This window comes from Mycetocola spongiae (assembly GCF_020424085.1).
Classification (GTDB): domain Bacteria; phylum Actinomycetota; class Actinomycetes; order Actinomycetales; family Microbacteriaceae; genus Mycetocola; species Mycetocola spongiae.
The window spans coordinates 2,674,499-2,687,458 of record NZ_CP080203.1; the positions used below are offsets into that span (position 1 = coordinate 2,674,499).

Here is a 12,960-nt window from a genome sequence, read left to right on the forward strand (position 1 = left end):
GTAATCACCGCTCTAGAGTATTGCCTGTTGGAGAATACTGGGAATTCTGTCCGATCTGGGGGTAGACTGGCCAACGGTTCCGACGTTTCTTGGGGCCCTGGGCGCGCACATCGGCGCGTAGACGAACCCGTCGGCACTGAAGATTTGGTATTCCCCCGGTGGGCGCGAATCTAGCCGGCACGGCAGCACGGTGTGCCCGTGCGCTATGACGGGTGAACGCCATCATGGGAAATTTTTCCGATGACCTCCTCTCTTCAGTCCGCTCCCGCGGCGCCGGCACGCACCCGCCTGCCGATGCTGGGGCTGCTTGCGCTGTCCTTTTCCGTTTTTCTCTCGATCACCGCCGAGATGATGCCCACCGGGCTGCTGCCCGAGATGAGCGCCGAGCTTGGCGTCTCCGAGGGCCAGATCGGCCTGCTCGTGACGATCTTCGCGTTTACCGTGGTGCTCACAAGTACCACGCTGATCCGGGTGACGCAGCGGCTGCCGCGGCATGCCCTGATGATCGCGATCCTGGTGACGCTCGCGGTATGTAATGTGCTGACCGCCGTGATGCCCAGCTATGGCTGGATCGTGGCGGCGCGCGTGATCGGCGGGCTCGCCCACGGCATGTTCTGGGCGCTGACCCCCGCCTATGCGGCGCGGCTGGTGCCCGCCGAGCTGATCGGTCGCGCGATCACCATCGCCCTGACCGGTGGCACGCTCGCGATGGTGCTGGGTGTGCCGCTGGGCACCGCGCTGGGACACGCGGTGGGCTGGCGTTTTGCCTTCGCCGGGGTGGCCGTGGCGCTGCTGATCGGGGCGATTGCCGTGGCGATTTTCCTGCCGCGGGTGCCCGCGGATCCCGCCGATCCCCCGCGCGAGGAGGGTGCACCCAGATCGCGTAATATTGCGCCGATCGCGCTGCTCTGTGTGGTGGTGGCGCTCACGATGACCGGGTACTACTCGTTCCTGACCTATATTGCGCCGTTCCTGCTGGATCGGGTGGGGCTGCCGGTGGAGCTGCTGAGTGTGGCGCTGCTGGTCTTTGGTGCGGCGGGGGCCCTGTCGCTGGTATTCACCGGCGGAATCCTCACCCGCTACCCGATTCCGGGAGTGGTGATTGGCCTGGCCGGGATCACCGTGACGGTGAGTATCGTGGCGGTCTCCGCGCATATCCCGTGGCTCGTGCTCGCGGCGATGGGCCTCTGGGGGTTCTTTTTTGGGCTGGTTCCCCCGCTCGCGCAGACCACGATGCTGCGCTCGGCCACGCCGCGGCAGCGCGATACGGCCGGGGCGTTTTATACCACCGCGTTTAACGTGGGTATTGGTGGCGGGGCGCTCGTGGGGGCCGTGCTGCTGGAAAATATCGGGCTTGGTGCTCTGCCGGTATTTGCCGCGACGCTCACCGCGGTGGCGCTGATCCTCTTCCTGATCTCGCGCCGCACGATTGTGGACGCGGTGGCCCGCAACTCCTAGCGGCACCGCGCGGAAATTTTCCTCCGAATCCGCAGGTGGTTCCGGGGCTCGATCGGTATAGTGCGGGCTTATTAGCTGCGCAGGGTGGCCCGGTTGCCGCCCGCTGGTCCGAGGTGGAGGAATCGCATGGGCATAAAAAAGACGGGCAAAACCCCGGATCCGGGGGATCTCCCGGGCCATACCCCGGGCCATACCCCGGGGCCGGGAACACCCGCAGGGGCGGACGCGGTCGAGCCGCCTCCGGCCGGGGAGGGCGCCCCCACCTCCGGGGCCACCGGCGAGGGTGCGCCCGCGCCCGCGCCCGGGGCGGAGGCCGCGGGCGGGGCGAGTGCCCCCGGGGAATATCAGAGCCCCGAGCCGGGGGTGCTCGCCTTTGGGCTGCCCAGCTATGGGCCCATCGCGGATCTGCCGCCGGTCAGGATCTATCACCCGGCCGAGGCCGAGGCCGAGGGCGAGCGCGAGGCCGACGCCGAGAATGCGGGCCCGCCGGGTCGGCCGTCAGTCCCACCCGCCCCGCCAGCCCCGCCAGCCTCGCCCGGTCCGCGTGTGGCCTCGGGCCCGCCGTTGCTTTTTCCCGAGGCCCCCGCCGCTCCCACCGGGGGACTTCCCCCATCCGGCGCCGGTCCCGTGCCGCCGCCGCACATTCCCTCCGGTCCCGGACCCGCTCCCGAGGTTCCGGGAGTTGGCCCCTCCACCGCCGCGGCTGGGCCGGCGGCCGGTGGCTCGGTTGTGTCGCCCGCTCCCGCCTCTGGGCCTGCTCCCGCCTCTGGGCCCGCTCCCGTCAACGGTCCTGCTTCCGCCGGTGGGCCCGCTCCTGCCGGGGAGTTTTTCCCGCCGGGTGGTCCGGTTGTGTCGCCCGCTCCCGCCTCTCCTACCGGTGGGCCTGTTTCCGCCGGTGGCCCCGCTCCTGCCGGGGAGTTTCCCCCGCCGGGTGGTCCGGTTGTGTCGTCCGCTCATACCGCTCCCGCCGGTGGTCCCGCTCCCGCCTCTGGGCACGCACAGCCGCCGCCTCTTGGCCCCGCCGGTTTTCCCCCGGCGGGTGGCCCCCATGACGGTTTCGTGCCGGGGGGTTTTCCTCCCGATGGGTTTCCCCCGGCCGCGCCTCCGGATTATCCGGGTCCCGAGGGGCAGCCGGTCCAGCGCGGCTGGCTCCTGGGGCTGGTATTTGGCGGGGCAGCGCTCCTGGTGGTCGCGATCGTGCTGATCGTGGCCGCCCTACTCTCGCCTCCCGCGGAGCCGCACACCGGCCTTCTTCCCGCGCATTCCGACCGGGCCGAGGCCCCCGCGCCCACCCCCACTTCCCTGCCCACCCGCGCCCCGGACCCGTCCTCGTGGCCCCGCATCACCGCGGGACCGCCCCCTTCCCTGGACGATGCCGAGGTGCGGGTGCTTACGCTCGACGAAAAATACCGGATGCGCGGCGAGGCCCGCGCGAAGGTGCCGCAGACCGAGGCCGGCGAACGCTATGCACGCGATTTCCTCTACCTGCTTAACGACCTGAAATTCGCCGTTCAGATCACGGGTTCGGGCACCCCCGAGGGCGAAAAAATCGCCGATGATGCCGAGGAGCTGGAGCGTAAATTTCTCGCGGGTGAGGACTTCGGGGTGAGCATTAAAATCACGCGCGGGGATGGCTCCGTGTATGAATCTGACGGGGCCAATCACTCCCGCGAGGATTAGCCCGGACCCACCCGGGTGCTGAGCCAACGCGAGGGGCCGATCCGTTCCGATCCCGCCGGGTCCCGATAGAGCAGTTCCAGGGTGTGCTCACCGGGGGCAATATCCGCGGACTCGATCTGTGCGAGCCCCACGCCATGCGGGGGGATGCTGCCCTCGTCCAGGATTACCCCGGCGGAGAGCAGCCGGAAGCGGGTGCCGGGGATCCCTGTCACGGCCACGTGATAGCGGCCGTCTATCGCGGGCAGCCGCAGGGTCTCCGGCAGCTGAAAGCGCGGGGATTCCTGCGTGACCGGCAGCGGTTCCGCATCCGGGGAGACCCGGCCATTTAGTTCCTGCCGCACGATCAGGGTGTGCTCCCCGCGCGCCAGCGTCACGGGCGGGGATACCCAGAGTCCCGAGCCGGGCACCGTGAGCGTGGCCAGCGCGGGGCCGTTCGCCTCCGCGTGGATGCTCAGGAGCGCGCCGGGCTCCCCGCTGCCCGAGAGGATCGGCGCGAGGGTGCCGCCCGCGGTATCCACCGCGAGCGAGCCGGGAACCGCGGGGACGGGCGAGGGGCGGTCCCCGGTGGGAGAGGGCGTGGGAACCGGGGTGGGCGTGGGCGAGGGAGCCGAGGTAGGTGTGGGGGTGGGCGTGGGAACCCGGGTGGAGGTGGAGGTGGGGGTGGGCGAGGGAACCGGGGTGGGCGCGGGCCGCAGCGGAGTCCCCATCGCCGGGAGCGGTGCGGCGGAGGGGAGCGGGGATTCCCCGGGCCCGAGGGGTTCCGCGGAGGCCTCCCCGCGCCGGGGCTCGGCGGGCAGCGCGCCCGGGAGCGGCCCGGGGGAGGGGGTGGCCGGGGGCGTGGAATCTCCCGGTTCGGCGGGCCCCGGCGCACCTAAACTGCCCGGGGCCGCCGCCTCGGAACCACCAAAGATCTGCGGATAAAACACGGCGACACCGCTCGCGGCCAGCACCGCGCCTCCCACCACCAGCGCCAGGGTGAGGGCCGCGGAGGCGGAGACGGATGCCGTTGTCCCCACCGAGGTGGGCCGAATAGCGGCCCCGGGATCGGTCGCGAGCGTCGCGGGCAGCGGTGCCGCGACCGCGGCGGAGGAGCCCAGATCCAGCCAGGCCAGATAACCGGCCGCGCCGCCGCCGAGCAGCAGCGGGGCCAGCAATACCCGCAGATGCGAGACCACCTCGCGCGCCTCATGATCGGCCGCGCTACAGGACACACAGCCCAGAAGATGGGCACTCAGCCGCTCGCGATGCCGGGCCGAGAGCGCGCCGCGGGCATGCGAGCCGAGCCGGGGCACACTCCACTCGCACTCGGGGTTGAGGCCGGGCTCGGCCAGGTGCGCCTGGACCCAGGCCAGGCGCAGCCCCTCGCGTGCCCGATAGGCGAGGGCGGAGATGGAATTGGAATCCGTGCCCAGGACCACCGTGAGCTCGCGCGGGCTGAGCCGCTCTACCTCGGTATACCAGAGCACCTCCTGCCAGCGTTCGGGGAGCGTGCGAAAGGCGGCGCCAAGAAACGTGCCGTCGAGTTCGAGGGCCCGCGCCTCCTCGCTGGAATCGGGATGAATCACCTCGTCGAGGAACGGATCGGCGTCCTCGAGCTGGCCGCGTCCCCAGGCGGCGGCGGTATTGCGCACGGTGGTGAAGAGATAGGCCCGGAACGCGCTCTCGGGGCCGGACCCGCCCAGGAGTGCACGATAGATCCGGCTAAATGATTCCTGCACCAGGTCCTCGGCGTCAAAACGCGTGGTGGTGGCGCGGGCCACGGCGAGGGCGGCGGGGCTGTGCCTGCGCCAGAGCTCCGCGAAGGCGCGCTGGTCTCCGGCTCTGACGGCGGCAATTAGTGCGGCATCTGTTCGCGGGTCGTTCGGGTTGATCGCGGACACGGGTAGTCCTTCCTTCACTGCAATTCCGGGGCGCAACTCCGGAGACGTCCTGCGGGCGGGCTTCCGCCGTATGGGGTATCAAGACGCGCAAGCGAGGCTACATAACATTCGTGCAAGACGCAATATTCGGCGCGATATCCGTGCCGCCGGGAAGCCGGGACACGGCCGTTCGCCGCGAGCGCACAGCGAATAATTTTCCGCGTATTTTTCCGAATTGGGGTCCCAATTTGGCCCGATTGACAGAAATATTCCGGAATTTTGGCCGTACCGGTAGGGCGACCCCGCGCGGACTTGGTAGATTGGTTACCTCAGGCCACCCACGTGACGGAGACCTCATGGCGACGATTTTGACCATCTTCCTGGTGCTCTCCGTCGCGACTCCATTTCTCACCCGTGTCCTCTCCACGAGGGTCTTCTACGTCATCGCCCTCGTCCCCGCCGGCACCTTCGTCTGGACGCTGCTGCAGGGAAATACCATCCGCGAGCACGGCGCGATCACCGAGTTCATTCCCTGGGTACCGCAGCTGGACCTGGCGCTCTCCTTCCGCATGGACACCCTCGCCTGGCTGCTGGCCCTGGTTGTGTCCGGCGTGGGCGCGCTGGTCCTGATCTATTGCGCCCGCTATTTCAGCCCGCGCGAGCCCGGTCTCGGCCGCTTTGCCGCGCTCCTCTTTGCCTTCGCCGGCACCATGTTTGGGCTGGTCACCGCTGACGACGCGATCCTGATGTTCATGTTCTGGGAGATCACGAGTGTGCTCTCCTATCTGTTGATCGGCCACTATACGGGCAAGAAGGAGAGCCGCGGAGCCGCGCTTCAGGCGCTCCTGGTCACCACCTTTGGTGGGCTCGTGATGCTGGTTGGTGTCATCATGATCTCGGTCCAGGCGGGCACCACCTCGCTCTCGGGAATCGTCGCGGCCGCGCTGACGGGCCCGGCCACCACCGTGGCCATCCTGCTGATCCTGGTGGGCGCACTCTCCAAGTCCGCGATCGTCCCGTTCCACTTCTGGCTGCCCGCCGCGATGGCCGCCCCGACCCCCGTGAGCGCCTATCTGCATGCCGCCGCGATGGTCAAGGCCGGCATCTATCTGGTGGCCCGCCTCGCCCCCGGCTATTCCGATACCCCCGGCTGGAAGACCGTGCTGATCGGCCTGGGCGTCTGGACCATGCTCGTGGGCGCCTGGCGCTCCCTGCGGCAATACGACCTGAAGCTGGTCCTGGCCTATGGCACCGTGAGCCAGCTCGGATTCCTGATGGTGGTGGTGGGCTTTGGTACGCCCGATGCCGCGCTCGCGGGTATCGCGCTGCTGCTCGCCCATGCCGTCTATAAGGCCACACTCTTCCTCTCGGTGGGTATCATCGACCACACCGCGGGCACCCGCGATTGGCGTCAGCTCTCGGGCCTGGGCCGGCGCATGCCGGGCCTCGCCGTGATCGCCGGAATCGCAATCGCCTCGATGGCGGGCCTGCCACCCCTGTTTGGTTTTGTCGCCAAGGAGGCCGTATTTGGTGCGTTCTTTGATGCCGCGCTGCACGGCGATGTTTTTGGCTGGATTGCGCTGATCGGTACCGCGCTCGGCTCGGCCATGACCGTGGCCTATAGCGTGCGCTTCTTCTGGGGAGCATTTGCCACCCGCCGCGGTCAGAAGGCCACCAAGCTGCACCACCGCGACCGCGGAATCCTGGTGGCCCCCGCGATTCTCTCGCTCGCCTCGATTGGCCTGGGCATCTTCGCCACCGCGCTGAACCCCTGGGTCGAGGCCTATCCGCGCAGCTTCCCGGGCGAGGGGCATGCGCACCTCGCGCTGTGGCACGGCTTTGAGCCCGCGCTGGGCCTGTCCGCAGTGGTGATCCTGATCGGTTGCCTGATCTTCTGGCAGCGCGCCCGCGTGGCCCGCCTGCAGGAGGCACTGCCGCCCCTCGTGGACTCCTCGCGCGGCTATTGGACGGTCACCCGCGTGGTGGACCGCGTCTCGGCGAAGGTCACAATCTTTGGCCAGCGCGGCGGCCTGCCCCAGTATCTGTCCACGATCCTGGTGGTCTTTGTTCTCACCCTGGGCACGCTCGCGGTGATCGGCCGCAGCTGGCCCGAGGAGGTGCGCCTCTTCGACTATCCGCAGCAGGTTGTGATCGCCGTGGTCATGGCCCTGGCCACCCTCGGCGCCGCCTGGACCCGCAAGCGCATGGCCGCGGTGCTCCTGGTCGGCGTGACCGGCTTCGGAATGGTCGCGCTTTTTGCCTTCCACGGCGCCCCGGATCTCGCGCTGACCCAGGCGCTGGTCGAGACCATCACGATCATCGCGTTTGTGCTGGTCCTGCGTCGCCTGCCCGGCAAGAGCCAGAAGCTGGTGAACCGGGTGCACCGCGTGCGCCGCGCGATCATCGCGATCGGTACCGGAGCGGTCATGGGCGCGATCGCGCTGATCGCGCTGGGTGCCCGCGGCGAGCCCACGATCGCCCTGAAGCTGCCGCAGCTGGCGTTTGAGGAGGGCCACGGCCGCAATGTGGTAAACGTGGCGCTCGTGGATATCCGTGCCTGGGACACCATGGGCGAAATCTCCGTGCTGGTGGTTTTTGCCACCGGTATCGCGAGCCTGCTCTTTGTCTCCGGCCGCGCGGATCTGCTGCCGCGCGTGGCCCGCCGCGTGGTGGGTGCCCGCGCCCGCCGGATGGCCCCGCTGCCCGATCCCGATGTGCCCAATACCCATCTGGAGGAGCGCCAGTCCTGGCTCGTGGGCGGCGGCTCGATTGCGAGCGCCAACCGCTCGATCCTGCTTGAGGTGCTGGTGCGCCTGATGTTCCACCCGGCCATCGTGGTCTCGATCTTCCTGCTCTTTGTGGGGCATAACTCGCCCGGTGGCGGTTTTGCCGGCGGCCTGCTCGCGGGCCTCGCCCTGGTATTCCGCTATCTCGCGGGGGGCCGCCACGAACTGCGCGAGGCCATCCCGATCGACGCCGGAAAACTCCTCGGCCTGGGGCTGTTCCTGGCCGTGGGTACCGCGATTGGTTCGCTGTTCTTTGGCGCCGAGATTCTCACCACGGCATATCTCTCCACGGATATTCCGGTTCTGGGACATATCTCCATTGGCACGTCCACGATCTTTGATATTGGCGTCTATCTGGTGGTGGTGGGCCTGGTGCTGGATATCCTGCGCTCGCTGGGTGCCGAGGTGGACCGCCAGCAGGACCTGGCCAATATCGCCGATGAGAGCACCGATGAGTTCAGCCCCGGCCAGCAGCAACCCAATGACGATGCCTGGATTTCGAGCCGACGAGGAGAGAAAAAATGAGCGCCTCCCTCACCCTCGTCCTGCTGATGTCGCTGATGTACTCGGTGGGCATCTATGTGATGCTTGAGCGCAGCCTGACCCGCTTCCTGATCGGCTTCCTGCTGGTGGGAAACGCCACCAATATCCTGATCTTCCTGATGAGTGGGCACAGCGGAAACGCGCCCCTGGTCACGGGCGGCCCGGGCGATGCCGACATGGTGGACCCGCTGCCGCAGATCATGATCCTCACCGCGATTGTCATCAATTTTGGTGTCACCGCGTTTGTGCTTGCGCTGATCTACCGCACCTGGTGGCTCGCGCAGCTCGGCGATGAGGGCGATACCCTGCCCGATGACCACCTGCACGATACCGAGCAGGACTCCGAGGAGGCCTTCCGCCAGGTGGACGAGGACGATGAGGCCATTCAGCGGGTACTGGACGCCAGTAACGAGCACAGCGAGGGCTTCTCGGGTGAGTTCGCGACCGGCATGATCCCCGCGCAATCCGAACAGATTTCCGAAGATAACCGAGGGGAGGCCGGCAAATGAACGCGCTGGTACCCCTCGTAGTCACCCTGCCGCTGCTCGGCGCGGCCATCGCGCTGATCTTTGGTCAGCGCCCCAAGATTCAGATCACCGTGAGCGTGCTTGCGCTGACCGCCGTGGTGGCCATCAGCGCGGTCCTGCTGGTTGCGGTGGACCAGACCGGCACCGTGGTGGTCAACGTGGGCGAGTGGGCCCCACCCTGGGGCATCGTGCTGGTGGTGGACCGGCTCTCGGCCATCATGCTCCTGGTCTCGGCGCTGATGCTGCTGGGAGTGCTGATCTTCGCAATCGGCCAGGGCATCGTGGACGACGATAACGAGACTCCGGTTTCGATCTTCCACCCCGCCTATCTGGTGCTCTCCGCGGGTCTATTTGACGCGTTTGTCGCGGGCGACCTCTTTAACATGTACGTCGGCTTCGAGATGCTGCTCGGCGCGAGCTATGTGCTGCTGACCCTCGGCGGCACCGGCGCCCGCATCCGCGCGGGCGTGACCTATATCGTGATCAGCCTGATGAGCTCGCTGCTGTTTGTGGGTGCGATTGCGCTGATCTATGGGGCCACGGGCACCGTCACGATTGCGCTGATCTCGGAGCGGGTGCGCGATCTCCCGATGGACGTGCAGTGGATATTATGCGCCGCGCTGCTGCTGGGCTTCGCGGTCAAGGCGGCGGTGTTCCCGCTGTCCTTCTGGCTTCCCGATTCCTATCCCACGGCCCCCGCACCGGTCACCGCGGTATTCGCCGGATTGCTCACCAAGGTGGGTGTTTATGCGATCATCCGCACCGATACCGTGATGTTTGTGGACGTGCCCCTGCAGGTTCCCCTCATGGTGATAGCGTTTTTCACCCTGCTGGTGGGCATCATGGGTGCGGTCATGCAGGCCGATATTAAGCGGCTGCTCTCGTTCACCCTGGTGAGCCATATCGGTTATATGATCTTTGGCATCGCGGTGGGTGGCGAGATGGCGCTGACCGCGACCATCTACTACGTGGTGCACCATATTGTGGTGCAGACCACGCTCTTCCTCTCCACCGGTCTGATCGAACGCGTGGGCGGAACCACCTCGATTTCCCGCCTCGGCGGGCTGCTTAAGGCAGCGCCATTTGTGGCGGTCCTCTTTTTCCTCGGGGCGCTGAACCTCGGCGGTATTCCGCCGTTCTCGGGCTTCCTCGGCAAGGTGGGCCTGTTCCAGGCCGGCGTGGAAAACGGCACCGTGCTGTCCTATATCGTGATCGCCGCGGGAGCCGCGACCTCGCTGCTCACGCTCTATGCGCTGGCCCGCGTCTGGAATATGGCGTTCTGGCGCACCCGCGGCGAGGTGGACGGCTATTCCTCGCCGCTGCTGGAATCGCTCGCGGAGAGCCCCGAGGACTCGGGCACCGTGGCCACCAAGCAGACCTCCAAGATGATGGTCGGGGCCACCGCCGGAATGGTGGGCCTGACCCTGCTGCTGACGATCTTCGCCGGCCCGATCTTCGCCTATGCGCAGCGCGCGGCGATCACCATCGGTGACGTCTCCAATTATGTCAACGCCGTGTTCCCGGGAGGCTTCCAATGAGTCCCAGTCCCGAAAAGCGACGCCTCGCCGGCATTAGCCGGCTCCTGCTGGCCCTCGGCCTGGTGCTGCTGTGGTGCCTGCTCTGGGGCAATTTCACGCTGCTGACGATCCTCACCGGGTTTATCGTGGCGGTGGGTGTCTCGGTGGTGTTTTATCTGCCGGGCGTGGAGCTCAGCGGGCGCGTGAATATTTGGCGCGTGATCGTCTTTTTTGCGGTGTTGCTTTATGACATCGTGCGGGCATCGATTCAGATCGCGTGGCTCTCGCTGGGTCCGGGCTATAAGCCCAGCAATGCCATCGTGGGTATCCCGCTGAATACCCGTTCGGATCTGATCATGAGCTGGACGGCCACGGCCATTTCCATCGTGCCGGGGTCGATCGTGGTGGACCTGGACCGCAATAGTTCCATCCTCTATGTGCACGTCCTCGACGTGCATAACGAGGAAGATATTCAGCACTTCATCGGCGAGGTCCTGGACACGGAGCGCCGCCTCGTGATGGCGATCGGCTCCCGGGTGGAGGCCGAACGGGTCACCCGGGCCCACCGCGAAAAATGCGAAAAGGGGAAGGTAAAATGATGACCGTCATCCTCTGGATTATCGTGGCCATGTTTGGTGCCTCGGCGCTATGCGCCGTATATCGCATCCTGACCGGCCCGACCCTGCTGGACCGCGTGGTGGCCTCGGATGTGCTGGTCGCCACGATCATGTGTTCGTTGGGTGCCGAGATGGCCATTAACCGCCATACCAATACCCTGCCGGTCATGCTGGTGCTTGCGATGTTTGCGATCGTCGGCTCCGTGAGCGTGGCCCGCTTTATGTCGAATCAGGCGGAGGCGTGATGCGCACGCTTTATACGATGGTGGAGGACGGCTTTGGCAATCCGAGCACCACGGGAGAGCTGACCGGAGATTTCTGGCGCGACCTGGTCACGCTGGTGCTGGTCCTGGGCGCTGCAATCATGTGTCTGGCCGCGGGCGTGGGCCTGCTGAAGTTCCCGGATGTGCTTGCCCGCCTGCACGCCGCCACCAAGCCGCAGGTGCTGGGTGTGATCCTGGTGGTCGCGGATGTGGTGTTTTCCACCCCCACCGTGGGCACCATCACGATGGGCTTCTCGATCATCTTTTTCCAGGCGCTCACTGCCCCGATCTCGGCGCATATGGTGGGCCGCGCGGCCTATCGCACGGGGAAGTTCACCAGTGATGTGCTGATCCGCGATGAGCTGCGCGGGCGCAATCACCTGCTGGGCCTGGACTATCCCGATCCCGAGGACTATTCGGAGCCCACCGCCGAGCCTGCAATCGACGAAGACCCCACGCGGGCCTAAGCGCCACCCGGCCGCGGGCCCGGTGCGGACTCGCGGCGGGCGGAACGGGACCGCGGTGCCGTTTTCCCGGGGCCGCTAATCGCGCGGGACAGGCTCGCCATCGGCCCAGACGCGCAGCACACTCAGGTCCTGATCCAGGAGCACAATATCGGCGGCGAAGCCCACGTCGAGTGCCCCAAATTCATTGCCGCGGCCGATCGTGCGGGCGGGCGTCTCGGTGAGGGCCCGCACCGCCTCGGGCAGCGGGATATGGGAATCGCGCACGGCCCGCAGCAGCGCCTGGTCGAGGGTCAGCGTGGAACCGGCGATGGCCCCGCCCTCCTCGAGCCGGGCCACACCATCGGTCACGATGACGCCGAGGGTACCCAGCAGATAGTGGCCATCGTGATTGCCCGCGGCGGCCATGGCATCGGTGATCAGGGCCACGCGGCCCGGGGCCATCTCAAATGCGAGCTCAACAACGCTCGGGTGCACGTGCACGCCGTCGTTCACGATTTCCAGCGTGACATGGGGGCTATCGGCGGCGGCCAGGACCGGGCCCGGTGCGCGGTGGTGGATGGGGTTCATCGCGTTAAAGGCGTGGGTGAGGATGCTGGCTCCCGCGGAGAACGCGGCCAGCGCGCCCTCATAATCGGCATCGGTATGGCCCACCGCCACGGCGATTCCCGCGGCGGTAAAGCGGCGAATGGCCTCCGCCGAACCGGGCAGCTCGGGGGCAAGCGTGACCTGGCAGATGGTGCCCTGGCCCGCCGCGATCAGGCGATCCACATCGCGAATATCGGGCTCGATCAGATACTCGGGATCGTGTGCCCCGCGATGCCCGGGATCGAGGAACGGGCCCTCCAGGTGGGAACCCAGGATGAGCGGGTTATCCTCGGCCAGATCGGCGATCACCCCGACGCGGCGCATCAGCTCCTCCACATCCCCCGTGACCAGGGAGAGCACCGAGCGGGTGGTGCCGTGGGCGCGGTGCAGCGAGAGCGCGGCGTCCACCGCCGCGGGGCCGTCCTCATAGGAGAACCCGCCGCCGCCGTGCGCGTGGATATCGATAAAACCGGGGGTGAGGATCTGTCCCGAGGCGTCGATGAGCTCGGCGGTTTCCTCGCGCAGCCGCCAGGAATCACCCTCGCCGCGGGCAAGGATCCGGCCATCGGAGGAGAACTCGACCCAGCCGTGTTTTACGGCTACGCCGCCGGTGATCAGGGTGGCAGAGTGGATCAGGGTGCGCATAAATCGAGCCTAC

The 12,960-nt window shown here is 67.2% G+C and carries 10 protein-coding genes; 8 read left to right on the forward strand and 2 right to left on the reverse strand.

Features of this window, described 5'->3' with window-relative positions; translation table 11 throughout:
- Positions 1-240 precede the first annotated feature (240 nt).
- Both KXZ72_RS12290 and KXZ72_RS12295 read left to right on the forward strand, forming a co-directional pair.
- Entirely contained in the window at positions 241-1,458 is a 1,218-nt protein-coding gene (locus tag KXZ72_RS12290) for an MFS transporter (RefSeq protein ID WP_226081221.1), read from the forward strand.
- A 1,059-nt stretch (positions 1,459-2,517) separates the two neighbouring features.
- Positions 2,518-3,138 (forward strand): hypothetical protein, encoded by a 621-nt coding sequence (locus KXZ72_RS12295; RefSeq protein WP_226081222.1) that lies wholly within the window; start codon positions 2,518-2,520, stop codon positions 3,136-3,138.
- On the opposite strand, the gene KXZ72_RS12300 is transcribed toward KXZ72_RS12295, so the two are convergent.
- Positions 3,135-5,018: a sigma-70 family RNA polymerase sigma factor gene (locus tag KXZ72_RS12300; protein WP_226081223.1), complete on the reverse strand. Its 1,884-nt coding sequence runs from the start codon at positions 5,016-5,018 to the stop codon at positions 3,135-3,137. The two genes, KXZ72_RS12295 and KXZ72_RS12300, sit on opposite strands and share 4 nt — an antisense overlap.
- A gap of 335 nt (positions 5,019-5,353) precedes the next feature.
- Between KXZ72_RS12300 and KXZ72_RS12305 the strand changes: the two genes are divergently transcribed.
- Genes KXZ72_RS12305 through mnhG form a run of 6 tightly spaced genes read left to right on the forward strand, consistent with a single transcriptional unit; the run spans position 5,354 to position 11,717 of the window.
- The gene (locus tag KXZ72_RS12305; RefSeq protein WP_226081224.1) at positions 5,354-8,308 is read left to right on the forward strand and encodes a Na+/H+ antiporter subunit A; all 2,955 of its coding nucleotides are present in this window, start codon (positions 5,354-5,356) and stop codon (positions 8,306-8,308) included.
- Entirely contained in the window at positions 8,305-8,835 is a 531-nt protein-coding gene (locus tag KXZ72_RS12310) for an NADH-quinone oxidoreductase subunit K (protein ID WP_226081225.1), read from the forward strand. Before KXZ72_RS12305 ends, KXZ72_RS12310 begins: the two co-directional genes overlap by 4 nt.
- Positions 8,832-10,391 carry a Na+/H+ antiporter subunit D gene (locus tag KXZ72_RS12315; protein WP_226081226.1) on the forward strand — a complete coding sequence of 520 codons (1,560 nt, stop codon included), beginning with the start codon at positions 8,832-8,834 and terminating at the stop codon, positions 10,389-10,391. The genes KXZ72_RS12310 and KXZ72_RS12315 overlap by 4 nt, the downstream gene beginning before the upstream one ends.
- On the forward strand, positions 10,388-10,969 hold the full coding sequence (locus KXZ72_RS12320; RefSeq protein ID WP_226081227.1) for a Na+/H+ antiporter subunit E: 582 nt from the start codon (positions 10,388-10,390) through the stop codon (positions 10,967-10,969). Before KXZ72_RS12315 ends, KXZ72_RS12320 begins: the two co-directional genes overlap by 4 nt.
- A complete protein-coding gene (locus KXZ72_RS12325; RefSeq protein WP_226081228.1) occupies positions 10,966-11,232 on the forward strand; it encodes a monovalent cation/H+ antiporter complex subunit F in 267 nt (88 codons plus the stop codon). The genes KXZ72_RS12320 and KXZ72_RS12325 overlap by 4 nt, the downstream gene beginning before the upstream one ends.
- Positions 11,232-11,717: a monovalent cation/H(+) antiporter subunit G gene (gene mnhG, locus KXZ72_RS12330; RefSeq protein WP_226083525.1), complete on the forward strand. Its 486-nt coding sequence runs from the start codon at positions 11,232-11,234 to the stop codon at positions 11,715-11,717. Before KXZ72_RS12325 ends, mnhG begins: the two co-directional genes overlap by 1 nt.
- Positions 11,718-11,792: 75 nt before the next feature.
- Here the strand turns inward: mnhG and nagA are convergent, their stop codons facing one another.
- Positions 11,793-12,947, reverse strand: a complete 1,155-nt coding sequence (gene nagA, locus KXZ72_RS12335; protein ID WP_226081229.1) for an N-acetylglucosamine-6-phosphate deacetylase — start codon at positions 12,945-12,947, stop codon at positions 11,793-11,795.
- Between the last annotated feature and the right edge of the window lie 13 nt (positions 12,948-12,960).